The organism is Microvirga sp. P4_A5 (genome assembly GCF_056402495.1).
Genome location: NZ_JBFUHH010000001.1, coordinates 70,962 through 93,359 on the forward strand (window position 1 = coordinate 70,962; position 22,398 = coordinate 93,359).

24 protein-coding genes are annotated in these 22,398 nt (G+C 64.7%); 14 read left to right on the plus strand and 10 right to left on the minus strand.

Features of this window, described 5'->3' with window-relative positions; all coding sequences use genetic code 11:
- Positions 1-534: 534 nt before the first annotated feature.
- The 5 genes from AC1DVM_RS00375 to AC1DVM_RS00395 all read right to left on the minus strand — a co-directional run bounded on the left by AC1DVM_RS00375 (position 535) and on the right by AC1DVM_RS00395 (position 6,987).
- Positions 535-1,224, minus strand: coding sequence for a calcium-binding protein (locus tag AC1DVM_RS00375; RefSeq protein ID WP_477251010.1), 690 nt, complete (start codon positions 1,222-1,224; stop codon positions 535-537).
- A 66-nt stretch (positions 1,225-1,290) separates the two neighbouring features.
- Positions 1,291-2,559, minus strand: a complete 1,269-nt coding sequence (locus tag AC1DVM_RS00380; protein ID WP_477251011.1) for a hypothetical protein — start codon at positions 2,557-2,559, stop codon at positions 1,291-1,293.
- 259 nt (positions 2,560-2,818) lie between these two features.
- Positions 2,819-4,537: a cadherin domain-containing protein gene (locus AC1DVM_RS00385; protein ID WP_477251013.1), complete on the minus strand. Its 1,719-nt coding sequence runs from the start codon at positions 4,535-4,537 to the stop codon at positions 2,819-2,821.
- A gap of 280 nt (positions 4,538-4,817) precedes the next feature.
- Positions 4,818-6,218, minus strand: a complete 1,401-nt coding sequence (locus AC1DVM_RS00390) for a hypothetical protein (protein ID WP_477251349.1) — start codon at positions 6,216-6,218, stop codon at positions 4,818-4,820.
- Positions 6,219-6,228: 10 nt separating this feature from the next.
- Positions 6,229-6,987 carry a TolB family protein gene (locus AC1DVM_RS00395; protein WP_477251015.1) on the minus strand — a complete coding sequence of 253 codons (759 nt, stop codon included), beginning with the start codon at positions 6,985-6,987 and terminating at the stop codon, positions 6,229-6,231.
- A 293-nt stretch (positions 6,988-7,280) separates the two neighbouring features.
- Between AC1DVM_RS00395 and AC1DVM_RS00400 the strand changes: the two genes are divergently transcribed.
- The 7 genes from AC1DVM_RS00400 to leuC all read left to right on the plus strand — a co-directional run bounded on the left by AC1DVM_RS00400 (position 7,281) and on the right by leuC (position 13,257).
- A complete protein-coding gene (locus AC1DVM_RS00400) occupies positions 7,281-7,496 on the plus strand; it encodes a glutathione S-transferase (RefSeq protein ID WP_477251016.1) in 216 nt (71 codons plus the stop codon).
- 2 nt (positions 7,497-7,498) lie between these two features.
- The gene (gene ffh / locus AC1DVM_RS00405) at positions 7,499-9,058 is read left to right on the plus strand and encodes a signal recognition particle protein (protein ID WP_477251017.1); all 1,560 of its coding nucleotides are present in this window, start codon (positions 7,499-7,501) and stop codon (positions 9,056-9,058) included.
- Positions 9,059-9,191: 133 nt separating this feature from the next.
- Positions 9,192-9,563 carry a 30S ribosomal protein S16 gene (rpsP, locus tag AC1DVM_RS00410; protein ID WP_477251019.1) on the plus strand — a complete coding sequence of 124 codons (372 nt, stop codon included), beginning with the start codon at positions 9,192-9,194 and terminating at the stop codon, positions 9,561-9,563.
- A 173-nt stretch (positions 9,564-9,736) separates the two neighbouring features.
- On the plus strand, positions 9,737-10,351 hold the full coding sequence (rimM, locus tag AC1DVM_RS00415; protein ID WP_477251021.1) for a ribosome maturation factor RimM: 615 nt from the start codon (positions 9,737-9,739) through the stop codon (positions 10,349-10,351).
- A 35-nt stretch (positions 10,352-10,386) separates the two neighbouring features.
- Complete coding sequence (gene trmD, locus AC1DVM_RS00420) at positions 10,387-11,046, plus strand: tRNA (guanosine(37)-N1)-methyltransferase TrmD (RefSeq protein WP_477251351.1); 660 nt, start codon at positions 10,387-10,389, stop codon at positions 11,044-11,046.
- Positions 11,047-11,222: 176 nt separating this feature from the next.
- A complete protein-coding gene (rplS, locus tag AC1DVM_RS00425) occupies positions 11,223-11,624 on the plus strand; it encodes a 50S ribosomal protein L19 (RefSeq protein WP_477251024.1) in 402 nt (133 codons plus the stop codon).
- Between the two features lie 226 nt (positions 11,625-11,850).
- Positions 11,851-13,257 carry a 3-isopropylmalate dehydratase large subunit gene (gene leuC, locus AC1DVM_RS00430; protein ID WP_477251026.1) on the plus strand — a complete coding sequence of 469 codons (1,407 nt, stop codon included), beginning with the start codon at positions 11,851-11,853 and terminating at the stop codon, positions 13,255-13,257.
- Between the two features lie 61 nt (positions 13,258-13,318).
- Here leuC and AC1DVM_RS00435 read toward each other — a convergent pair whose 3' ends face one another.
- On the minus strand, positions 13,319-13,675 hold the full coding sequence (locus AC1DVM_RS00435) for a hypothetical protein (protein ID WP_477251028.1): 357 nt from the start codon (positions 13,673-13,675) through the stop codon (positions 13,319-13,321).
- On the opposite strand from AC1DVM_RS00435, the gene AC1DVM_RS00440 reads away from it, so the two are divergent.
- Genes AC1DVM_RS00440 through AC1DVM_RS00450 form a run of 3 tightly spaced genes read left to right on the plus strand, consistent with a single transcriptional unit; the run spans position 13,676 to position 15,314 of the window.
- Complete coding sequence (locus AC1DVM_RS00440) at positions 13,676-14,050, plus strand: hypothetical protein (protein ID WP_477251030.1); 375 nt, start codon at positions 13,676-13,678, stop codon at positions 14,048-14,050.
- Between the two features lie 13 nt (positions 14,051-14,063).
- Positions 14,064-14,471, plus strand: coding sequence for a metallopeptidase family protein (locus AC1DVM_RS00445; RefSeq protein WP_477251031.1), 408 nt, complete (start codon positions 14,064-14,066; stop codon positions 14,469-14,471).
- 21 nt (positions 14,472-14,492) lie between these two features.
- Positions 14,493-15,314 carry a YdcF family protein gene (locus AC1DVM_RS00450; RefSeq protein WP_477251032.1) on the plus strand — a complete coding sequence of 274 codons (822 nt, stop codon included), beginning with the start codon at positions 14,493-14,495 and terminating at the stop codon, positions 15,312-15,314.
- Between the two features lie 40 nt (positions 15,315-15,354).
- On the opposite strand, the gene AC1DVM_RS00455 is transcribed toward AC1DVM_RS00450, so the two are convergent.
- From AC1DVM_RS00455 to AC1DVM_RS00465, 3 genes are all read right to left on the minus strand, one after another.
- Positions 15,355-16,602, minus strand: a complete 1,248-nt coding sequence (locus AC1DVM_RS00455; RefSeq protein WP_477251034.1) for an MFS transporter — start codon at positions 16,600-16,602, stop codon at positions 15,355-15,357.
- Between the two features lie 123 nt (positions 16,603-16,725).
- Positions 16,726-17,268 carry a disulfide bond formation protein B gene (locus AC1DVM_RS00460; protein ID WP_477251036.1) on the minus strand — a complete coding sequence of 181 codons (543 nt, stop codon included), beginning with the start codon at positions 17,266-17,268 and terminating at the stop codon, positions 16,726-16,728.
- A 13-nt stretch (positions 17,269-17,281) separates the two neighbouring features.
- Positions 17,282-17,440 (minus strand): DUF5993 family protein, encoded by a 159-nt coding sequence (locus AC1DVM_RS00465; RefSeq protein WP_477251037.1) that lies wholly within the window; start codon positions 17,438-17,440, stop codon positions 17,282-17,284.
- A 155-nt stretch (positions 17,441-17,595) separates the two neighbouring features.
- On the opposite strand from AC1DVM_RS00465, the gene leuD reads away from it, so the two are divergent.
- From leuD to leuB, 3 genes are all read left to right on the plus strand, one after another.
- Positions 17,596-18,198: a 3-isopropylmalate dehydratase small subunit gene (gene leuD / locus AC1DVM_RS00470; protein WP_477251039.1), complete on the plus strand. Its 603-nt coding sequence runs from the start codon at positions 17,596-17,598 to the stop codon at positions 18,196-18,198.
- 93 nt (positions 18,199-18,291) lie between these two features.
- Positions 18,292-19,449, plus strand: coding sequence for a lytic murein transglycosylase (locus AC1DVM_RS00475; protein WP_477251354.1), 1,158 nt, complete (start codon positions 18,292-18,294; stop codon positions 19,447-19,449).
- Between the two features lie 137 nt (positions 19,450-19,586).
- Positions 19,587-20,693 carry a 3-isopropylmalate dehydrogenase gene (leuB, locus tag AC1DVM_RS00480; RefSeq protein WP_477251041.1) on the plus strand — a complete coding sequence of 369 codons (1,107 nt, stop codon included), beginning with the start codon at positions 19,587-19,589 and terminating at the stop codon, positions 20,691-20,693.
- A 12-nt stretch (positions 20,694-20,705) separates the two neighbouring features.
- On the opposite strand, the gene AC1DVM_RS00485 is transcribed toward leuB, so the two are convergent.
- On the minus strand, positions 20,706-21,032 hold the full coding sequence (locus AC1DVM_RS00485) for a hypothetical protein (RefSeq protein ID WP_477251042.1): 327 nt from the start codon (positions 21,030-21,032) through the stop codon (positions 20,706-20,708).
- A gap of 167 nt (positions 21,033-21,199) precedes the next feature.
- Between AC1DVM_RS00485 and AC1DVM_RS00490 the strand changes: the two genes are divergently transcribed.
- Positions 21,200-22,345, plus strand: coding sequence for a sulfite oxidase (locus AC1DVM_RS00490; protein ID WP_477251044.1), 1,146 nt, complete (start codon positions 21,200-21,202; stop codon positions 22,343-22,345).
- The last annotated feature ends 53 nt before the right edge of the window (positions 22,346-22,398 follow it).

A 22,398-nucleotide genomic window follows, 5' to 3' on the forward strand; every position in this document is an offset into this window, starting at 1 on the left:
GGCGAACTTCCCCTCACTGAGAGCGACGGGGCCGCGACCTTCGCAGCGACGCGACACTCTTCGTCACGTAGCAACGTTTCATTTGAGGAGGAGTTTCGTGTGTTCCGACGGCCGGTGCTGCCGTGGTGCGCGGACGCACCTCGCGCTGACACAGCTGACTCCGCGGACGGTGCAGGAGCGAACGTCGCGCCGGAGGCTCGCTCAGACGACGTCAATATCCAGCGCCGACAGCGTCGGGCCTGTCTACACCGTCGCGATCTCCACGGCGGCCTTGGCGCCGGAGCCGTCCGCGTCGCAATACGGCGCACCCTTTTCCGCGCTGTAGACGAGGTAGTCGTTCGCATCCTCCGCCTTTTCTCCGAGAGTGAAGACCTTTGTGTCGAGCCGCGCGGGTTTTTTCTCAGCGCCAGGCTCACCTGCTCGGAAGCGGCGCCGGAAAAGCGGGCCGTGTCGCCGTTGGGGAGGCTCGCCGAGGCCGCGACGGATCAGGTCACGCCACGAAAAAGACCCGCCGGGGGGCGGGTCCTTTCGGTGTCAGACGACGAAGAAGTCCTTGTGGGAGATCGCCGCGAGTTTTCTGGGGAGCGTCGCAATCTGCACGGCGGCATGCCCCCCGGCCCCGTCGTCGTCGTAGAGAAGCGCGCCCGTGTTCTTGTTGTAGACCAGGTGATCGTTGGCATCCTGGGCCTTGGTGCCGACGGTGAAGAACGCCTTCTTGAGTTTAGCCGGCGCGGTCGGGCTGCCCTTCTTGCCCAACGCCTTGAAGACCGCGTTGTCGAGCCAGATCGCGTCGTCCTTGACGTTGAAATCGACGATCCGATCGATATTGGACTTCTTGTTGGGCTTGGTGTCGAACACGAAGAGATCCTGGCCGGGGCCGCCCCAGAGCGTGTCACGGCCGATGCCGCCGTAAAGGCGGTCGTTGCCGCCCATCCCCTTCAGGGAATCGTTGCCAGCGCCGCCCGCCAGAATATTGGCGAAGTCGTCTCCGGTCAGGGCATCCGTGCCACCGCTGCCGGACTGGCTGTCGGGGGCCGAAGGGTTGCGGGTGATCTGTCCCGCCGCGAGATCGACCGAATAGGACAGGGTCCGGCTCTGGCCGCCCTCAATGACGGTCACCGTCGCTGTCTTGAGGCCGCCCGTCCGATAGGCATGGTTGAAGGCGACGGCGCCGCCCGTGGGTTGGACCGTCTCGCTCGTCCCATCGCCCCATGCGATGCTCACGGAAGAGGCCTGCCCGACCTCGAAGGCCAGTTCGATGTACTGCTTGGTCTGGACGGCGCCGGTATTCTACTTGAGGATCAGATCGACGCTGTACAGGTCCCGCTCGTAATTCGTGTCCCCCGGCACGAAGTTGCTGAAGCTGTCGAACAGCACGTAGCGTTCGTTGGGGCTGAATTGCGGGTTCCAGCTGTCTCCGACCGGATTGCGCCCGTCAGCGTGGTTGGAGGATTCGGAGAGACGGATGACCTGTCCCGTCAACAGATCCTTGCGGAAAACATCCTGAGCGCCGTTGTAATCGCCCGCTACCAAATTGTCCGCTGTGCTGACGAAGATGACGAAGCGGCCATCCGCGCTGATCTGGGGCTGCCGGCTGTTGCCGAAGGCCTGGTTGCCGTTCCCCGTTGTCGATACGCGCACGATATCGCCGGTTTGAAGATCCTTGCGAAAAATGTCGTAGGTGCCGTTCGAGTCGAGCGGGACCAGATTGTTGGCGAGACTTGCGAAGACGACGTAGCGGCCATCGGGGGTGATCTGCGCCTCGAGGCTGTGGTTGGTGCCCCAGTTGTTGCCTTTGTCAACGGAGACGATTTTAAGCTCGCCGCCCGTCGTAATGACGTTGCCGCCCGGCGTTACATCCTTGATGAGGACCTGGCTTTCGCCGCTGTTCGCGTTAAAGCCGGTGCTGCTGAACAGCACCTGGCTGCCGTCGGCCGAAAATTTGGCGTCCCAGTTGGTGCCGTCGCCCTGCTGCCCATCGGGCAGGGTGGAGACGAGCATGACGCCGCCGGAATCGATTTTCCTGACGTAGATGTCACTCCATGAGTTGCTGTCGCCGGCGGCGGGGTTGGCGTCGCTGGTGAAGACCACGTATTGCCCGTCGGGGCTGAAACGTCCCGAATAGCTGTCGCCGTTGCCCTGGAGGAAAGAAAAGCTCATGGACACGCGGGTGATCGCGCGCGTCGACAGGTCCATGCGGAAGACGTCCTCGAAGCCGTTGGTGTCTCCGGTGACGAGATTGCTCGCAGTGCTCGAGAACAGAAGGTAACGCCCGTCCCGGCTGACATCGAGATCGTAGTGGCCGGTCGGGACGCCCTTGACGGACATCAGGGTGATCTCTCCGGTCACGAAGTCCTTGCGGTAGATGTCCATCTCGTTGTTGAGGTCGCCCTGCACCAGCTTCGCCTGGCTGTAAAAATAGCCGTATCGCCCGTCGGGGCTGAACTTCGCCCCAAGAAGCTGGCTCTGATTTTGACTCGGAGCGCCCCAGGCTTCCCTAACGATAATCCGGTCGTCGGCCGGCCGATCGAAGTGCAGGAGGTTCAAGGTTAATGGCATGCTGCTACCCATGAAGATGGTACGTTATGTTGTATCTGTAACAGATCGCGGCTTTTTCCAAGTGTGCAATTCCGCACAGGAAGACACGAAAAGCCGTCCGACGGCTTCCGCCGGGTCCAATTCGCCCCGGAGGGACTGCCTCCGGGGCTCGGTCTGAACCGATCGATCGAGCCTGACCCCGCCGCCCGCTCCGAGAGTCAGTGCCCGGCGTCGCCGCGGCCGATTGCGCTCATCCCATGAGGGATGCGCGCCACGCGGCTCACATCACGAAGAAGTCGAGATGCGAGACCGCCTTGAGGTCGTTCTTCGACAGGGTGCCGACCTGGACCTGCGCGGCATCGCCGTTCCCGTCCCGGTCATAGAAGAATGCGCCGGTCTTCTTGTTGACGACGATGCGGTCGTTGGCATCGTGCGCCTCCGTGCCGAAATGGAACGCGCTCTTCTTCATCACGCCCTTCTTGCCGATCTTGGAGAAGGCAGACTTCGCCAGATAGATCGTGTCGTCGGCCGCGTTGAAGTCCGCGATCTTGTCCACATTGGTCTTCTTGTTCAGCTTGTCCTTGAACACGAAGATGTCGAGACCGGAGCCGCCCCACATCGTGTCCTTGCCGGTGCCGCCGCAGAGCCAGTCATTGCCGGCTCCGCCGCGTACCTGATCATTGCCGGAAAGTCCCCAGATCTTGTCGTTGCCCGATGCGCCATTGAGTGCGTCGGCGCGGGACGTCCCATAAAGGGTAAGGCCGTGTTCCTCCTCGGCCACATCATTCACGCCGATGGTGAACTCCTGCGTCAGCTCACCGCCAAAGCCGTCCGACACCTTCACGGCAACCTTGTATTCGCGCTTCGTCTCGTAATCGAGCCGACCGGCGAGGATCAGGTTCGAACCCTCGATTCTGAACATGCCGTCCGGGTTCGACACCAGGCTGAAGTGCAGCGCGTCACCATCGGCATCCTGGCTCAGAAATCCGCCCACGACGGTCCCCACGCTGGCATTCTCCGCCACCGATTTCTGGGAGAGATCCAGGGAGGCCGGAGCACGATTGTCAGGCGGAAGGTTTTCGAGATCCAGAACCGAGTCATCGAAACTCAGATAACGAACGTTCTTCAGCAGGTCCTGGCCGTCTCCTCCCTGTGCCCTGTCTTTGACCGTGAAGGACCCGTCGCCGTGATCGATAATGTCGTATTCGTCCTGTTTGCCTGAATAGTAGGCCGTGTCGTCACCGGCGCCGCCGTCGATCGTATCGTTGCCTTGATTGCCGGCGATTTCGTCGGCACCGTCACCCGCGATGAAGTGCTCGGCTCCGATTCCGCCGCTTGCCACGTCGTCGCCACCCCCAAGGTCGATGAATCCGACCGAGGTTCCGCCCTCATGCGCCTCATAGGTATCATTGCCGCCGGCGAGGAAGACCGCGTTGCCGCCTTCCAGATGTCCCTTGTTGATCACCACGTCGTCCACGTCGCCGCCGCGGATCGCCGTGTTGCCGCCCTTGATCACACCGGTGTTCTCAATCCGGAAGGTGCTGGCGTCCGAGTATTCATGGGCGTCGACGCCGAACGTTTTTCCGGAAATATGTCCGGAATTCGTCACAAGAGCGCTGCCGAAGATCTTGATGCCTGACGAAGCCGTCGCATTCACGGCGCTGATCGTGCCGGCGTTACGGACTTCGCCGGTGCTTGACGCGTTGAGCGTGCCCAGAATGATGCCGTTGAACAACCCTTCGACATTCCCTGCGCTGCCGATCTCGACCACACCGCTGGACCCGGCCTTGATGGCGCTCCAGGTTGCCGATTTCACCGCGCCGTTGACGGTGATGAGATTGCCCACGCCCGCCGTCGTGATGGATTCGACGAAAGCCTTCTGGGGATCTGTGTTGATGACCTCGCCCCCTGCCTCCACGAGGACCGATTCCCCGCTCTGGAGAACGAGAGGCGTGGAGCGTGTGGTCTGCGGTGCAATCGTATAGGTGTAGTTGATCATGTGCTGTTCCTTTTGCGCGTTGAGCCGCTGAGTTAGCAACGCCATAACGTGACGCTTGCCGGGATCGTTGCGGCTTTGGGAACAGGCGTGTGCGCTCGGACACGCTCGCGCATCGTCGCAAATCGGGGATGAGAGAGGCCGTCCGTGCGAGGGGCTGGAGGTCCGGGGTGGACAGCGGGATCCGGCCTCGGTGCGTTCCGGCAGATYCGCCCAGACAGCGTCCTCCGGCAACGAAGAAAGCCGGAGCATGCCCCGGCTTTGCTGGGCCTCCGCTGGGTTCTTAGATGATCAGGATATCCGACGCCGTGATCGCCAGATTCTTATTCACCGTGGCGATTTCCACCGCCGCCTTGGCGCCCGAGCCATCGACGTCATAGAGCAGCGCGCCCTTTTTCTTGCTGTAGACGAGGTGATCGTTCGAGTCCCTGGCCTTGTCGCCAATGGTGAAGAACTTCTTGTCGAGCCTCGCGGGCTTCGACTCCGTGCCCTTCTTGCCCAACTTCCTGAAGACCGCGTTGTCGAGCCAGATCGTGTCGTCCTTCACGTTGAAATCCGCGAGCTTGTCGAGGTTGGTTGCCTTGTTCGGCTTGGTGTCGAACACGAAGAGGTCGCGCCCCGCGCCGCCCCACAGGGTGTCGCGGCCGCTCCCGCCGTAGAGCCGGTCATGGCCCGCCGTTCCCCGGATGAGGTTGGCGAGGGACGTGCCTTTGAGCACGAGACCCGCCGACCCGGTGCCGGTGAGATTTTCCACGTGGGCCGCCAGCCGATAGCTGATGGAGGCGAAGACCGTGTCGGTACCGGAACCCGCCTCCTCGCTGATCGTGTCCAGCGCATTGTCGACCCAATAGGTTTCGTTGCCGCCCTTTCCGACGAGGATGTTGCCGTAGGAATCGCCGGTCAGCACGTCGTTCCCGGCAGCGCCCGTCACCGTGTCGAGAAGCGCGGTGTCGCGGGCCATCTGGCCCGCCGCGAGGTCGATCCGGTAGGGAATGGTCCAGGTGAGATCGCCGTCCTGCGATGTTACCAGCGCGGCCTTGACGCCCGCCTTCGCATAGGTGTGGCTGAAGGCGGCGGTCCCCTGCGCCGGCGTCACCCGGTCCGTCGACCCGTCCCCCCATGCGATCTGGAGCGAGGATGCCGACCCGGTGCCGAACCGCATCTCGACGATGCGGCCTTCGAGAAGTGCCCCGGCGCGCAAAAACTGGGTCGTGTCCACACGAAACACATCGGCGTTCCCGTTCGTGTCTCCCGCCGTCAGATTCGACGAATCGCTGGAGAAAACCACATAGCGTCCATCCTGACCGATGGATGCGAACGTGCTGGGACCGTTGCCTTCGAGGCCGTCGGCTGACGCCGAGAGGCGGATGATCGCGCCGGTGGCGAGGTCCTTGCGGAAAACGTCCGCGACCCCGTTGGTGTCGTCCGCTACCAGATTGCCGGCCGTGCTGACGAACACCACATAGCGGCCATCGGCGCTGATCGAAGCGTTGGAGCTTCCGCCGTTCGATTCGGTCTCGCCGGCGCCGGTCGAGACGCGGACGACCTTTCCGCCATCGTAGAAGTCCTTGCGAAAGATATCGACCTCGCCGTTGGTGTCGCCCGTCACCAGATTGTCGGCAGCGCTCGCGAATACCAGATATCGGCCGTCCGCGCTGAGGCCGCCGCCGCTGGATGCGCCCATGGCCTCATCGCTATTGGTCGAGACCGATTGGCGGCTGTTCGTGCCGCTTGCCACATTGAAGAGGAACACGTCCGAGGCGTTGTTGGTCTCGAAAGCCACGAGATTGTTCGCCACGCTGTCGAAGATCACGGACGCGCCGTCGGCGCTGAACCGCATTCGAACTCGCGCCATTGCCGATGATCGCGCCGAGCTTCGACACGCAGGTCACCGCGTCGGTGGCGATATTTTTCAGGAAGATATCGAATGTGCCGTTGGTATCCCCCGCGACGAGCGACCCGTCCTGCGTCGCAAACACCGCGAATTGTCCGTCGGCGCTGATCTGGCTGCCGAGGCTGAAATCGCCGAGTTGCGCGCCTGCGCCACCGGTCGACACGCGTAAAACTTCGCCGGTGACCATGTCCTTGCGAAAAACGTCGGATTTGCCGTTCGTGTCGCCAGTGACCAGAGCGTCGGAAGCGCTTTCGAACAGGATGTAGCGCCCGTCATGGCTCACGGAAGCGTGTTCGCTGTTCAAATTGATCTCGGTGCCGTCCGCCTTCGTGGAGACGCGCTCGATGGCGCCGGTGACGAGATCCCGGCGAAAGATGTCGCGCGCATTGTTCGTGTCGCCGGACACAAGGTCGTTGGAGTAGCTCTGAAACACCACATAGCGACCGTCGCCGCTGAGGGCGGATTCCCCGGCGCTCGGTCCGGTTCCGGACGAGACGCGGTCGATGAGGAGCCGCGAATCGAGTCGCGCGAAAGACTGGAGAGTGAGGGTCAGAGGCATGACGGTCTCGCATGGTGATTTGTTATGTCATTACTCTTTTGCGAGGCTTTCCGCAACGGATAAGTTCCCTTGCGGCAGTCAGAGACCGAGGGGCGCCAGAACGGGCGCCTCGCCCGGACCTCCGGTCTTTTTCTTGACTCTCCGCGCATTTCCCCCTAGGCCTCCCGCCTAATTCTATTGAGCGAGCCCCATGAGCCGCCGCCCAGCCCTGGAGGCTGGAGGTCCACGTCCGACAGCGCGATGCGCCCTCGGGCGCGCTGGTGTTTGGGTTTCGATGTAGGGAACGGTGAGGCATGGCGAAGGACGCATTGCGGATCGAGGACGCGATCAACGACACCTGCCCGTGGTCGGGAAAACCGATCGCGGCGGATTCGCTGACGCGTTATCGCGACGCGGTCGTGGGCTTCTGCAACACCGGCTGTCGCGACAAGTTCGAGACGGCGATCGCCCATTTCGACAAGGCGCTGGCGGAGCGCGACGTGCCGCTCATCGCGAAAGGGATTGAATAGACATGTTCGAGGGCCTTTCCGACAAACTCTCCTCCATCCTCAACGGGTTGACGCGCCGCGGGGCGCTCACCGAGGAGGACGTCAACGCGGCCCTGCGCGAGGTCCGCCGCGCGCTGCTGGAAGCCGACGTGGCGCTCGAGGTCGTGCGCTCCTTCACCGACAAGGTGCGGGCCCGCGCGGTCGGCGCCGAGGTGGTGAAGTCGGTCTCCCCCGGCCAACAGGTCGTCAAGATCGTCCACGACCAGCTCGTGGAAATGCTGGGCGCCGACGCTGAGGTCATCGATCTCCACGCGCCGGCCCCCGTCGCCATCCTGATGGTCGGCCTGCAGGGCTCGGGCAAGACCACCACCACGGCGAAGATCGCCAAGCGCCTGACCTCGCGCGACAAGCGCCGCGTTCTCCTCGCCTCCCTCGACACCCGCCGTCCGGCCGCACAAGAGCAGCTCGCGGTTCTGGGCAAGCAGGTCGAGGTCGACACCCTGCCGATCGTCGCCGGCCAGAGTGCCGTGCAGATCGCCCGGCGCGCCATGGAAGCGGCCCGCCTCGGCGGCTACGACGTGGTCATGCTCGACACGGCCGGCCGCGTCACCGTCGACGAAGGGCTGATGCTGGAAGCAGCCGAAGTGAAGGCCGCGACCAATCCGCATGAGGTGCTGCTCGTCGCCGATGCGCTCACCGGCCAGGACGCGGTCAACACGGCGCGGGCCTTCGACGAGCGACTCGGCGTCACCGGCATCGTTCTGACCCGCATGGACGGCGATGCCCGCGGCGGCGCGGCGCTCTCCATGCGCGCCGTCACCGGCAAGCCCATCAAGCTCGTGGGCACGGGCGAAAAAGTCGATGCGCTGGAGGAGTTTCATCCCTCCCGCGTCGCCAACCGCATCCTCGGCATGGGCGATATCGTGTCGCTGGTCGAGAAGGCGGCGGAGAATTTCGACCAGGCGCAGGCCCAGCGCATGGCCGACAAGATGCGCAAGGGCAAGTTCGATCTGGAGGACATGCGCGACCAGCTCGCCCAGATGGAAAAGATCGGCGGCATCGGCGGGATGCTCGGGATGCTGCCGGGCATCGGCAAGATGAAGGCGCAGCTCGAAAACGCCAATATCGACGACCGCGTCATCAAGCGGCAGGTCGCCATCATCAATTCGATGACGCCGAAGGAGCGCCGCAATCCCGACCTCCTGAAGGCCTCTCGCAAGAAGCGCATCGCCGCGGGTTCGGGCGCGAAGGTCGAGGAGGTCAACAAGCTCCTCAAGATGCACCGGCAGATGGCCGACGTCATGAAGATGATGGGCGGCGGCAAAGGCCGCGGCATGGCGGGCGCGCTCGGCAACATGTTCGGCATCGGCAAGGGTGGCGGAATGGGCGGCATGCCGCAGCCGACGCCCGAGCAGATCGAGGCGATGCAGAAGCAGATGGGCGGCGGTGCCGGCGGCGGGTTGCCGCCGATGCCTCCGGGTCTCGGCGGGGCTAAGGGCCTGCCAGGCCTGCCCGGCCTCGGTCCGAAGATCCCCGGCCTTCCAGGGCTGGGCGGCTTCCCGTTCGGAGGCAAGAAGAAGTGAGTTTTTGAAGGCCCGTCATTCCGGGGCCGCTCGAGCGGAGCCCGGGATCCATAGGCGTCTCGTTTATGGGTTCCCGCCTTCGCGGGAATGACAGGAAAAAGTTGATCGCAGGACAAAGCCAAAGGAGCACTCAATGTCCCTCAAGATCCGCCTGACCCGTGGTGGCGCGAAGAAGCGCCCCTATTACCGCATCGTCGTCGCCGACGCCCGTTCGCCCCGCGACGGCCGTTTCATCGACAAGGTCGGCACCTACGACCCGATGAAGCCGAAGGATGACGCCTCGCGCATCACCCTCGACAACGACAAGATCACCGCCTGGCTCGCCAAGGGCGCCCAGCCGACCGACCGCGTGCTCCGCTTCCTCGATGCCGCCGGCCTCGTGAAGCGCAACGCCCGCAACAACCCCCAGAAGGCTGTTCCCGGCAAGAAGGCCCAGGAGCGTTCGGACGCGAAGGCTGCTGCCGCCGCCGCCGCTGCTGCGCCGGCTGAAGGCGACGCGGCGTAAAGCCGATGAAGCGGGAGCGCCCCCCATTGCGCTCCGCCTCTTCCCTCCCCCTTGCGGGGAAGGGCAGGGGTGGGGGTGCCGGCGCGCGTTTATCCGAGGTCGCGCCCACACCCCCCACTCCAACTCTCCCCCATCGCAATTCGGATGTTTCCGACTTGCGCAGCTCGGATCGAATGTCAGGCAAGCCTGACATTCGTGGGGGAGAGAGCTCGGTTGCGCCCAGCGACCTCGTTCTCCTGGGCGAGTTCGGCCGCGCGCATGGCCTCAAGGGCGAGGTGCGGCTGAAATCCCATACCGGCGATCCGCTGGCGATCGCCTCCTACGGCCCGCTGCTGGATTCAAGGGGCCGCGCTTACACGATCAAAAATCCCCGGCAGGCACCGGGCGGCGCGCCTGACATGCTGGTGGCGCGGGTCGACGGCGTTTCGACTCGCGAGGCCGCCGAAAAGCTGAACCGCATCGAGCTCTATCTTTCGCGCGAAAAACTGCCGCCGGCGGAAGACGAGGACGAGTTTCTGCTCGCCGACCTCATCGGCTGCAAGGTCCGCACCGAGGCGGGCGAGCCCGTCGGCACCGTCGCGGATGTGCCGAACTTCGGCGGCGGCGACCTTCTGGAAATCAAGCCCGCGACCGGCGGCGCCACGGCGTTTCTGCCCTTCACCCGGGCCTTCGTGCCGCAGGTGAACATAGCCGGGCGATACGTGGTCGCGACGCCCCCGGACGACCTGTTCGCACCCGCCCGGCCTGAGCCCGAGGGCGATGAACCGGTCGACGAGGCTGAGGCGTGACCTTCCGCGCTACTGTCCTGACCCTTTATCCGGAGATGTTTCCCGGCCCGCTCGGCCTCTCGCTCTCCGGCGACGCCCTCGCGCGCGAGATCTGGTCGCTGGAGACGCGCCAGATCCGGGATCACGGAATCGGTCGCCACCGCAACGTCGACGATACCCCGGCGGGCGGCGGTCCCGGCATGGTTCTGCGCTGCGACGTGCTGGGCGCGGCCATCGACGCGGCTTCGCCCGCCGCCGACCCGCGACCGCGTCTGCTGATGACGCCGCGCGGAAAACCTCTGACTCAAGGTCGGGTGCGCGATCTCGCGGTCGGTCCCGGTGCGATCATCGTCTGCGGCCGCTTCGAGGGCGTGGACGAGCGCGTCATCGAGGGCCGCGATCTGGAAGAGATTTCCATCGGCGATTATGTGCTGTCGGGCGGCGAAATGGCCGCCATGGTCCTGTTGGACGCCTGCGTCCGGCTGCTTCCCGGCGTCATGGGCAAGGAAGCCTCAGGCCATGAAGAAAGCTTCGAGACGAACCTCCTCGAATATCCGCACTACACGCGACCCCGCGATTGGGAAGGCAGACCGATCCCCGAAATCCTGCTCAACGGCAATCACGCCGCCATCGAACGGTGGCGACGCGAGGAGGCGGAGCGCATCACGCGCGAGCGGCGGCCGGAACTTTTAGGAAAGAGGGCGAATGGCGAATAGCGAATAGCGAAGCTTCAACGGCCTTCTCACTATTCGCCACTCCCCACTCGCCCCTTCCCCCCTTCCCCTTTCCCCCAAAACCCTGTATAGCCGCCCACAATTCACAACAGGACGCCGAAATCCTGCGGGGCACCGGGATCTCCCGGGCAAGCCGCGCGACGGCAGGAGCATAGACAATGAACATCATCCAGCAGCTCGATCGCGAGCATATCGAGAAGCTCGGCAAGACCATTCCGGACTTTCAGCCCGGCGACACCGTGATCGTCAACGTGAAGGTCAAGGAAGGCGAGCGCAGCCGCGTGCAGGCCTATGAAGGCGTTTGCATCGCCCGCTCGGGCGCAGGCTTCCAGGAGAGCTTCACCGTCCGCAAGATCTCGTACGGCGAAGGCGTGGAACGCGTGTTCCCGGTCTACTCGCCCAACATCGATTCCATCAAGGTCGTGCGCCGCGGTCTCGTGCGCCGCGCCAAGCTCTATTACCTGCGCGACCGTCGCGGAAAGTCGGCGCGTATCGCCGAGCGGACCGACCGTCAGCCGGCCAAGGGCGGCAAGGGCAAGACCCCGGCAGCCGCCGAGTAATTTTTCACGCAGCGAAACCTGCGAGGTTGAGAAAAGCGCGGTTGCAGCCGCGCTTTTTTGCATCCCGGCCCTGCATCCGGCCTTGGGCGGCAACATTTAATTGCGCCGGAGACCCGATCCGCTATGCGATGATGTCCCGGGCTGCGCTGCCGAGGCACCTTTTCGCGCAGGCGCGGACGCGCTAAAGACCCGGTCACGAGACCCGAAACCCTTTGGAATGAGACAGATGGCCAAGTCCCGCACCATGTACGACAAGATCTTCGACGAGCACGTCGTCGACCGGCAGGATGATGGGACGTGCCTTCTCTACATCGACCGCCACCTCGTGCATGAGGTGACGAGCCCGCAAGCCTTCGAGGGCCTGCGCCTGACCGGCCGCAAGGTGCGCCAGCCCGGCAAGACGCTGGCGGTCGTCGATCACAACGTGCCGACCACCGATCGCTCGCACGGGATCGAGGATCCCGAATCCGCCATCCAGGTCGAGACGCTGGCGCAGAACGCTCGCGATTTCGGTGTGGAATATTTCAACGAGCTCGACCGGCGCCAGGGCATCGTCCACGTGGTCGGCCCCGAACAGGGGTTCACGCTGCCCGGCATGACGATCGTCTGCGGCGACAGCCACACCTCGACCCACGGCGCATTCGGCGCCCTCGCGCACGGCATCGGAACGTCGGAAGTCGAGCACGTGCTCGCCACCCAGACGCTGATCCAGAAGAAGGCGAAGAATTACCGCGTCACCGTCGACGGCAAGCTGCCCGAGGGCGTGACCGCGAAGGACATCATCCTGTCCATCATCGGCGAAACCGGCACCGCCGGAGGCACCGGGCACGTGATGGAATACGCGGGCGAGGCCATCCGCGCCTTGTCCATGGAAGGCCGCATGACGGTCTGCAACATGGCGATCGAAGGCGGCGCCCGCGCCGGCCTCATCGCCCCCGACGAGAAGACCTACGCGTATCTGAAGGACCGCCCCAAGGCGCCGAAGGGCGACGCGTGGGATGCGGCCGTGCGCTATTGGGAAACGCTGTTGTCCGACGAGGACGCGTTCTTCGACACCGAGCTTCGTCTCGATGCGGCGAGCCTGCCGCCCATCGTCACCTGGGGGACCAGCCCCGAGGACGTGATTTCGGTCGCCGGCTCGGTACCGGACCCCGATCTGATTCCGCAGGAGAACAAGCGCCTGTCGAAATGGCGCGCGCTCGAATACATGGGCCTCAAGCCGGGCACGAAGATTACCGACATCACGCTCGATCGCGTCTTCATCGGCTCGTGCACCAATGGCCGCATCGAAGATCTGCGTGTCGTCGCCAAGATGGTCGAGGGCAAGAAAGTGCACCAAGCGGTAAACGCCATGATCGTGCCGGGATCCGGTATCGTGAAGATGCAGGCGGAGGCCGAAGGGCTGGACGTGATCTTCAAGGCGGCCGGTTTCGACTGGCGGGAACCCGGCTGCTCCATGTGCCTGGCGATGAACGCCGACCGGCTTGCTCCGGGCGAGCGTTGCGCCTCCACGTCGAACCGCAATTTCGAAGGCCGTCAGGGCTTCAAGGGCCGCACCCATCTGGTGTCGCCCGCCATGGCGGCGGCGGCGGCGATCGCCGGACACTTTGTGGACATCAGAACGTTCGGATGACAAAAAAACGGCCGCGGAGATGTCCCCGCGGCCGTTTTTCTACGCAAGACTAAAGAGCTGTTCAGTAGCGTCCAGCGACCTCGCGGCGGCAGACTTCCACCGGGCGACGAACGACCACGCCATTGCCACGAACGCGCTGCTGCATCACCGTGCGGCAGACGGTGCGCATCGGGGGGCGACCGCCCCAGCGGCGCTCGTTGTTCCACCGACGATCGACGTGACGGGGACGATCGTAACGATCGTACCGGTCGTAGCGGTCGTAGCGGTCATTACGGTCTTGCACGACACGCACATGGGGGGCGTTGCCACCCACGCCGACGCGAACGTCGAGGCCCTGGGCGGAAGCTTGACCCGCGCCGGCAGCGGCACCGAACGATACCAGCCCGGCCAAAGCCAGGATTCCGAGAATTTTTCGCATGTGAGCCTCGTTTTCGTGGATGATCTGGCTTGGCTAACGCCATTGAGCACAGACCGTTCCGGCCTCAATTGCAGTTTTGCCAGCTCAAGGAGCAGTTCGGTTGGGAAGGAGACCTCGATGAAAGACCCGGAGCAGGAGGCGCGCGAAACCCTCGAGCGGGTTGAACGGGATTCGGAAACCCTCGGTTCGTCCTCGCTTAACCGCATGAGTCGCCGTATGACCGACCATTTTTCAGGGCGGGACGCGATTGGCGCCGGGGAAAACGGCCAGACCGACCCGATTGAGGTGTGGGGCCGAAGAATCGGCCGAAGCCTCTCGGTTGTCGGATTCGTCGTGCTGGTCTATTGGCTGGCATCCCAGCTCCAGCTGGTTTGATCGCGGGGAGATCATGAGCCAACTTGCGAAGTTGCAAGCGCCCTCGCTGGCGGATTTCGAGGTGCTGGCCTATGCGGCGTACGAAGCCCTGCCGGAGGCGTTCCGGGCTCTTTGCGACGGAGTGGTGATCCGGGTCGAGGATTTCCCCGACGACGAGACGCTGAAGGACATGGATTGCGAGACGCCGTTCGACCTCCTGGGCCTGTTCCGCGGCGTCGGCCTCGCGCAGGGCGGCGGCATCATGCAGACCGGCCAATTCCCCAACATGGTCTGGCTCTATCGCCGTCCGCTGCTGGATTACTGGGCGGAGCACGAGGAAACCCTCGGCCATCTGATCACCCACGTGCTCGTCCACGAGATCGGCCACCATTTCGGCCTCTCCGACGACGACATGGAGGCGATCGAAGCGGCGGCCGGATAGGTCGAAAAAGGGGATTGGGGCATGGAGTTACCGACCGGTGGAATCGACCCGGACGATGTGGCCCCCATCAATGAAATCGCAGCGTTTCTCGCGTTGAGCGATTTCAGCCAAGGGCCGGCGCAGGCGCTCCCGAAAGTGGAGAATGCGGACTGCATCGTCCTGGCGGGAAACAGCGTGCTGCACACGGCGGAATCCGCTTTCAAACTGGCGCGCATGAATTCCCGTCGCATTCTTCTCATCTCGGGCGGTGTCGGACACTCGACGCACCGGCTCTGTGAAGAGGTGAAGAAACACCACCTCTATAGCCGAATTCCCACGTCCAACCGTGCCGAAGCCAACATCCTGAGCGACGTCGCGAGGCAGCATTGGAGTGTCGATCCCGATCGCATCATCGTCGAACAAGTCTCCACCAATTGCGGTGAGAACGCGCGCTTCTCGCGCCGGGCTCTCGACGCGAGAGGCATCGATCCGCAGCATATCGTGCTGATTCAGGATCCGACGATGCAGCGCCGCACGGATGCATCTTTCCGGCAAATTTGGCTCGATCATCCGAAAGTGAAATTTTTGAACTGGCCGACCTTCACGCCCCGGGTGAAAATCGAACGAAACGACCTCGTCTTCGATCTCGGGCCGTTGGCTGGCTTGTGGCCCATGGACCGCTTTCTGTCGCTTCTGATGGGCGAGATCCCACGGCTGCGAAATGATCCGAATGGATACGGACCCAACGGCCGAGGATTTATCGTCGCGCTCGACATCCCGGATGAGGTCGAGACGGCGTACCGGCGCCTCGCCGGCGGTTTATGCGCCGCGTTCGGCGTGCGCGCACCGGTTCCCGCTGTGTAACCGGCCGCGCTGGGCGCTCATGGCGGCCGGATAGACTTTCTCACGAACCCGCGGCAGGCAGGATTTCGTCGATCATGGCGGGCTGACGCGCGAGGCCGACGGCAGGCGAGGTCCAGATGACGAGGGCCTGCGCCGCAAAGCCGATCGCGGCGAGCAGCAGGCAGGCTTCGGCGCCGAACATTCCGCCCACGAGCGCCCCCAGGCCCGCACCGAGCGGGCGCGCGCCCTGCGTCAGAACGCTCACGGCGGAGACGCGCCCGAGCAGCTCGCGGGGCGTCACGGCCTGGCGGAGTGTCGTGGTGCTGATGACCCAGAGAATCGGTCCGATGCCAAACAGGAAGAAGCCGAGAGCCGCCAGCAGCGGCGTCGGATACCAGATCGTCAGCGCGACGCAGACCGATCCCAGGAGGCCGGACAGGGGGCCGGTGCCGACGACCAGCCCGAAGGTGAGCCGCTTCAGGATGGAAGGCGCGAGAAGTGCCCCCAGCACCATGCCGGCGCCGTCGACAGCGAAGATCAGGCCGATCTCGGATGCATCGAGGCCGAGATTTCGGACCGCATAGGGAAAAAAGGCCGCGACGAGCACGAAGAACGCTGCGTTGAACAGGAACTGCGTCAGCAGAACTGGCCGCAGCAGGGGATGGCGCGCCACGAACGCGATGCCGTCCGCGACCTCGCGCAGGGGGTGACGGCGCGGGGGCGCCGGACGCGGCTCTTCGCGCAATCCCGAAAGCAGGATGAAGGCCATGCCCGAAAGGGCGGCGGCCAGCCCGAAGGCCAGCCCCGCTCCGGTCCATCCGACGAGCGCGCCGCCCAGAGCAGGCCCGGCCGTAAATGCCAGCGTGCGGGCGAGTTCGACCCGGGCGTTCGCCGTCGACAGCAAGGCCGGCGGCACCAGCGCCGGGACCAGGGCCGGGGCCGCGACGCTGTAAATCACGGTCGCGCCGGCGCCGACGAAACCCAGGAGCGCGAGTAGCCAAAGGCTCAGTTGTCCGGCCCCGAGCAATAGCCCGATCGAGACGAGCGAGACCGCGCGCAGGGCCTCGGCGCAGGCCATGAGGCGCGGCCGCGCGACCCGGTCCGCCAGCAGGCCCGCCGGCAGGGCGAAGAGGAGAAACGGCAGCGTCAGGGCGATCTGGAGCAGGCCGCTCTCGGCCTCGCCCGCTCCGAGCGCCACCACCGCCACGATGGGCGCGGCCACGAGCGCGATCTGCTCGGCCGACTGGGCCGCGAGATTCGACCAGGCAAGCCGCAGGAACGGGGCGGGAAGGCGAACGGGCAGAGGCATGCGATGAATCCGGTACGTTGAAGAACCGGATCACCGTGGCAAAGGCACAGCCCTGCCGCACTCCGTTTCTTGCTGTGACAGGCGCGGACCGACTTGCCGCGCAGGCCTGATCGCCGTCCGGACTTACCGCAGCATCCAATACGACACGGGGTTGTCCGGGCACACGCTCGGGCCGCACTCGACGAAGACGTTGAGCACGTTTGCGGCGATCATGGCGATGACGAGAAAGACCGCGCCCTTAGCGAACAATCCGGGCAGGGGCGCCTCGCGCGACTCGAACTGGCGATCCGAGAGCAGCACGATGGACAGCAGCGCGATGGCGGCGGCGAAGCAGATGAACGCCCAAGTGTAATAATGCGCTCCGAGAATCATCGACCCGTAGCCGGGGTCGCCCGGAATGATGTGCAACAGGACCTGCCGCATGGAGATGCCGGCGCCCGCGATGGCCGCGATCAGCGACAGCGCGTAATGGCTGGGGCGGGGGCCGTAGCGCAGGTTTAGGATCGGTCCCACCGCAAGCGTCGCGAATGCGACCCGCTGCAACAGGCAGAGCGGGCAGGGAAGTTCGCCGAGTGCGAATTGAAACACGAAGGCCGCGAACAGGATCAGCCCGATGGCGTAGAGCCCGAGCGCGTTCAGGGTCACGGCGAGGCGTGGCGTCAGCATGGGTCGGGGACTCTCAGAATGAAAGGGTCAGCGCGTCGGTCGCGTGGTGGAGGTAATCCGCCGCCGTGAGTGCGAGGGCCGCGAAGAACACGCCGATGGCGGCCCTGCGGTGGCCGAACCACGCCATGAGCGCGCTCCCGCCGAACAGGCAAAACAACACCAGCTGATCCATGAAGCGCTCCCCCGGAATGTTGTCTCGTGGAAAGGGTTTTTCCGCAAGGGCAGTCGCCTGAAAAGCGGATGCGCCACCATGGGTCTGGTGCTGGGCGGGCGGCTTTGATAAGAGGCTGTCGCGGGAATGCGGGTTGTTTTCAAGGAATCTGGACGATGGACAAGTTTACTGTGCTGGAAAGCGTCGCGGCGCCGATGCGGATCATCAATGTCGATACCGACATGATCATCCCCAAGCAGTACCTCAAGACCATCAAGCGCACCGGCCTCGGCGTCGGCCTCTTCTCCGAGATGCGCTATCGCGACGACGGTTCGGAGAACCCGGATTTCGTGCTCAACCAGCCGGCCTATCGGAAGGCCGAGATCCTCGTCGCGGGCGACAATTTCGGCTGCGGTTCGTCGCGCGAGCACGCACCCTGGGCGCTGCTTGATTTCGGCATCCGCTGCGTGATCTCCACGGGTTTCGCCGACATCTTCTACAATAACTGCTTCCAGAACGGCATTCTGCCCATCGTGGTGTCGCCGGAAAATCTCGAGAAGCTGTTCGACGACGCGGAGCGCGGCGCCAACGCGACGCTGACGATCGACCTGGAAAACCAGGAAATTCGCGGCCCCGACGGCGGCACGGTCAAGTTCGACATCGACCCCTTCCGCAAGCATTGCCTGCTCAACGGTCTCGACGGCATCGGCCTCACGATGCAGAAGGGCGCCGCCATCGACACCTTCGAGAAGAAGCTGGACGAGCGCGCCTGGGCGTGACGGGCGCCGAAAATTCGGGGTTTGCCCAATATTAACCGGATTGCTGGCACATTCGGGAGCATGATTCGTTCTCTTGCCCTCGCCTTCGTTGCGATGACCGGGATAGCTGCGGCGTGGCCCGCATCCGCCCAGGCCGATTTTCGTTCGTGCTTGCCCGCCCTGCGCAGCCAGGCTGCCGCCAAGGGCGTGTCGGGACAAGCCTTCGATATGGCGACACGCGGGATCGAGCCCGATCTCAAGATCCTCGAACTCATGAACAGCCAGCCGGAGTTCAAGACCGAGATCTGGGACTATCTGTCGGCGCTCGTCGACGAGCAGCGGGTGCAGGACGGCAACGCCGCCATGCGGCAATGGGGCCGGGCCCTCAGCCAGGCAGAGGCCCGTTTCGGGGTCGATCGCTATGTGATCGCCGGCGTGTGGGGCGTCGAATCGGATTTCGGCAAGAATTTCGGCGATCGCCCCTTGGTGCAGTCGCTCGCGACGCTCGCGTGCTATGCCCCCCGGCGTCAGGACTATTTCGCCGGCGAGCTGATGGCCACGCTCAAGATCGTGCAGGACGGGGATATCGATCCGCGCCTGTTGAAGGGCTCCTGGGCCGGCGCTTTCGGCCACACGCAATTCATGCCCTCGACCTACCAGCGCCTGGCGGTGGATGGCGATGGCGACGGACGCCGCGACGTGGTGAGCTCGGTCCCCGACGCGGTCGCGTCGACGGCCAATTTCCTGAAGAAAGCCGGCTGGGTGGACGGTCTCCCCTGGGGCTATGAAGTTCGCCTGCCCTCGAATTTCAGCGCATCGCTGGCGGGTCGCAAGAAAAAGCGCGACCTCGCATCCTGGGCCGCCATGGGCGTGACCCGGGTCGACGGCCGCCCGCTTTCGGGGAATTACGCGGCGGCGGTGCTGATCCCGGCAGGGGTCAACGGACCGGCCTTCATCGTCACCAGGAATTTCGACGCGGTCTATTCCTACAACGCGGCCGAATCCTACGGGCTCGCCATCGCGTTGCTGGGCGATCGCCTGAAAGGTCTGCCGGGCATCCGCACTGCCTGGCCGACCGACGATCCGCCGCTCTCGCGCGCCCAGCGCTTCGAGCTGCAGCAGCTCCTCAGCGCGCGCGGCTACGATGTGGGCGAGCCGGACGGGAAGATCGGCCAGAAGACCCGCGACGCCATCAAGGACGTGGAGCGCCGGATCGGCCTCGAACAGCGCGGCCGGCCGGGCGGCAAGGTGCTTGAGGCTCTGCGGGGATAAGCTCCGCCGGACGGGATCTCGCGGCCTGAGCAAACTCTTGCCAACTCGGCCTCGTCGCGCCTAAACCCTCTTCGTCTTGGCCGGGTTCGTCCCGGCCATCCACGTCTTTTGGCGGTTCACGAACGAGGTTTTCTCCCATGGCGACGTACAAGCTCCTTCTCCTGCCCGGCGACGGGATCGGCACCGAGGTCATGCGGGAGGTCGAGAAGATCGTGGGCTGGTTCCGCAAGCGCGGCATCGGTTTCGAAACGGAGACGGATCTCGCCGGCGGCGCTGCCTATGACGTGCACAAGGTGGCGATCACCGACGACGCCATGAATCGCGCCGAGGAGGCCGACGCGGTACTGTTCGGCGCGGTGGGCGGCCCGAAATGGGACGCGGTGCCCTACAATGTGCGCCCCGAGGCGGCTTTGCTGCGTCTGCGCAAGGATCTGGGCCTCTTCGCCAACATTCGCCCCGCCATCTGCTACCCGGCGCTCGCCGATGCCTCGTCGCTGAAGCGCGAGATCGTCGAGGGGCTCGACATCGTGATCGTGCGCGAGCTCACGGGCGGCGTCTATTTCGGTGAGCCGAAGGAGCTGGTGACCCTCGAGGACGGGTCGCAGCGCGCCGTCGACACGCAGGTCTATACTACCGGCGAGATCGACCGGATCGCGCGGGTCGCCTTCGACATGGCCCGCAAGCGTCGCAACAAGGTGTCGTCCGCCGAAAAGAGCAACGTGATGAAGACCGGCGTGCTGTGGCGTCAGGTGGTGTCGCGGCTGCACAAGGCCGATTATGCGGATGTGACGCTCGAGCATGTGCTGGCCGACAACGCCGCCATGCAGCTCGTGCGCAACCCGAAGCAATTCGACGTCATCGTCACCGACAACCTGTTCGGCGACATCCTGTCCGACATCGCCGCGATGCTGACCGGCTCTCTGGGCATGCTCCCCTCGGCGGCGCTTGGCGCCGAAGACCCGGTTACCGTCAAGCGCAAGGCCATGTATGAACCCGTGCACGGCTCGGCGCCCGACATCGCCGGCAAGGGCCTGGCGAATCCCATCGCGATGATTGCGTCCTTCGGCATGGCCCTGCGCTATTCGTTCGACCTGATCGAGGAGGCGGACCGTCTCGACCGGGCGATCGCCAACGTTCTGGCGGCCGGCATCCGCACCAAGGACATCTCGGCGCCGGGAGCCAACGCGGTCGGCACGCAGGATGTCGGCGATGCCATCGTCAAGGAACTCGAATCCATCCGCTGAGCCGAAAGGCGGCTACCGCGTCGACCCCGTCGCCTGCACGTCGAACGGTATCGGCGGGAACGGGTTGCGGGCGCCGACGAACGGCCCATCGATGGGATCGGGCAGAACCCCTGCGCCGCCCAGGCGCTCGTTGTTGTTCCAGGGCGGCATGATCATGGTCGAGGTCTGCCCGCTGGTCACATAGCGGTTCATCGAGCCGACCGGCACCTTGTTGCCGGGGTCGAGGAAGCTGCGAGGCTGGACTCGCAGCACGAGGGGCCGATCCTGAGCCTGCGCGGCCACTGACAGGGCCGAGCAGGCGGCGAGCGAAGCGAGCGTGACGAGGGCAAGGCGTCTCATGGGTCAACTCCAGCCAATCGCTGTCGCGAGCGGCCGGACGCCTCTCGAAAGACAGCGGAGCATGAAGACAAAACGGCTCCGCTTGAATTGTTCCGCGCGGTTCACCCAACTCCCCGCTGCTGCTGCTTTGTGATAGCGGTGGAATTCTTTCAGAGGGCACGTCACCGATGACAGATCTCCCGCATCCGCTTCTTGGTCCTCATGGCAAGGATCGCCTGTCGGTTCTGGGGGAGAGGCCGTTGGTGGCGGAAACACCCGAACACCTGCTCGACGACGAGACCACACCGGTCTCCCGCTTCTTCATCCGCAATAACGGCCTGCTGCCGGAACCGGCGAGCGAACCCGAATCGTGGACCTTCGTCATCGATGGTGAGGTCGAGCGCGACTTGCGCCTCAGCGTGGCGGATCTCAAGAGCCACTTCGCCGTCAGGACCTTCCGCATGGTGCTCGAATGCGGCGGGAATGGCCGTTCGTTCTTCGCGCCGCCCGCCGAGGGAAATGCTTGGACAAACGGGGGCGTCGGCTGCGCCGAATGGACAGGCGTTCCGCTCGCCGACGTGCTTGCCGCCGCGGGCCTGAAGCCGGGCGCGACGCACACCGCCCATTTCGGCGCCGACCCGGACAAGAACGGCGATTCCGCCGCGCCGTCGATCTCCCGGGGCGTCAGGCTGGCCAAGGCCCTCGATCCCCACACGCTGCTGGTTTTCGGCATGAATGGCGAGAGGCTTCCCTTCATCCATGGGGGACCGTTGCGGCTGATCGTACCGGGCTGGCCGGGATCGCTGAGCCAGAAATGGCTCACGCGGATCTGGGTCCGCGACCGGGAGCATGATGGCCCGGGCATGACGGGCCAGTCCTACCGCGTTCCAGTCGAGCCGCTGGCGCCGGGCGCGGACGCAACGGGAATAGCCCTGCGTGTCCTCGAATCGATGCCGGTTCGCAGCATCGTGTCGTTCCCCGCCGATGGGGCGGCTTATCCGGCGGGAACGCGACGATTGCGGGTGCGCGGGGCCGCGTGGGCGGGCGACGAGAGCGTGCGGGCCGTCGACGTGACATTTGACGGCGGCGCCACCTGGCTCGCGGCGACTCTCACGCCGCCGCGCAATCCCTATGACTGGACGCGGTGGACCGTCGAGGTGGCAATCCCGGCCGACGGCTTTTACGAGATTCACGCCCGGGCGACGGATGCGCGCGGACGCGCCCAGCCTTTCCGCGCCACGAACTGGAACCCCAACGGCTATGGCTGCAACGTCCTGCACCGGGTGAGCGTGAGGGTCGGGCAGCCTGGGTCGGGGATGTCGAAGCCGGCTTGACCTTGCCATCGGAGGAAGGATTACACCGGCGGTTCAATCACTATGCCGCCTGG

Coding starts and splice junctions, on each gene's coding strand:
- AC1DVM_RS00380 (WP_477251011.1), bottom strand. CDS start 2,559: ATGCCATTAACCTTGAACCTCCTGCACTTCGATCGGCCGGCCGACGAC.
- AC1DVM_RS00385 (WP_477251013.1), bottom strand. CDS start 4,537: ATGATCAACTACACCTATACGATTGCACCGCAGACCACACGCTCCACG.
- AC1DVM_RS00390 (WP_477251349.1), bottom strand. CDS start 6,218: ATGGGCGCATCCAGCGGCGGCGGCCTCAGCGCGGACGGCCGATATCTG.
- AC1DVM_RS00395 (WP_477251015.1), bottom strand. CDS start 6,987: ATGCCTCTGACCCTCACTCTCCAGTCTTTCGCGCGACTCGATTCGCGG.
- AC1DVM_RS00400 (WP_477251016.1), top strand. CDS start 7,281: ATGGCGAAGGACGCATTGCGGATCGAGGACGCGATCAACGACACCTGC.
- ffh (WP_477251017.1), top strand. CDS start 7,499: ATGTTCGAGGGCCTTTCCGACAAACTCTCCTCCATCCTCAACGGGTTG.
- rpsP (WP_477251019.1), top strand. CDS start 9,192: ATGTCCCTCAAGATCCGCCTGACCCGTGGTGGCGCGAAGAAGCGCCCC.
- rimM (WP_477251021.1), top strand. CDS start 9,737: ATGTCAGGCAAGCCTGACATTCGTGGGGGAGAGAGCTCGGTTGCGCCC.
- trmD (WP_477251351.1), top strand. CDS start 10,387: ATGTTTCCCGGCCCGCTCGGCCTCTCGCTCTCCGGCGACGCCCTCGCG.
- rplS (WP_477251024.1), top strand. CDS start 11,223: ATGAACATCATCCAGCAGCTCGATCGCGAGCATATCGAGAAGCTCGGC.
- leuC (WP_477251026.1), top strand. CDS start 11,851: ATGGCCAAGTCCCGCACCATGTACGACAAGATCTTCGACGAGCACGTC.
- AC1DVM_RS00435 (WP_477251028.1), bottom strand. CDS start 13,675: ATGCGAAAAATTCTCGGAATCCTGGCTTTGGCCGGGCTGGTATCGTTC.
- AC1DVM_RS00445 (WP_477251031.1), top strand. CDS start 14,064: ATGAGCCAACTTGCGAAGTTGCAAGCGCCCTCGCTGGCGGATTTCGAG.
- AC1DVM_RS00450 (WP_477251032.1), top strand. CDS start 14,493: ATGGAGTTACCGACCGGTGGAATCGACCCGGACGATGTGGCCCCCATC.
- AC1DVM_RS00455 (WP_477251034.1), bottom strand. CDS start 16,602: ATGCCTCTGCCCGTTCGCCTTCCCGCCCCGTTCCTGCGGCTTGCCTGG.
- AC1DVM_RS00460 (WP_477251036.1), bottom strand. CDS start 17,268: ATGCTGACGCCACGCCTCGCCGTGACCCTGAACGCGCTCGGGCTCTAC.
- AC1DVM_RS00465 (WP_477251037.1), bottom strand. CDS start 17,440: ATGGATCAGCTGGTGTTGTTTTGCCTGTTCGGCGGGAGCGCGCTCATG.
- leuD (WP_477251039.1), top strand. CDS start 17,596: ATGGACAAGTTTACTGTGCTGGAAAGCGTCGCGGCGCCGATGCGGATC.
- AC1DVM_RS00475 (WP_477251354.1), top strand. CDS start 18,292: ATGACCGGGATAGCTGCGGCGTGGCCCGCATCCGCCCAGGCCGATTTT.
- leuB (WP_477251041.1), top strand. CDS start 19,587: ATGGCGACGTACAAGCTCCTTCTCCTGCCCGGCGACGGGATCGGCACC.
- AC1DVM_RS00485 (WP_477251042.1), bottom strand. CDS start 21,032: ATGAGACGCCTTGCCCTCGTCACGCTCGCTTCGCTCGCCGCCTGCTCG.
- AC1DVM_RS00490 (WP_477251044.1), top strand. CDS start 21,200: ATGACAGATCTCCCGCATCCGCTTCTTGGTCCTCATGGCAAGGATCGC.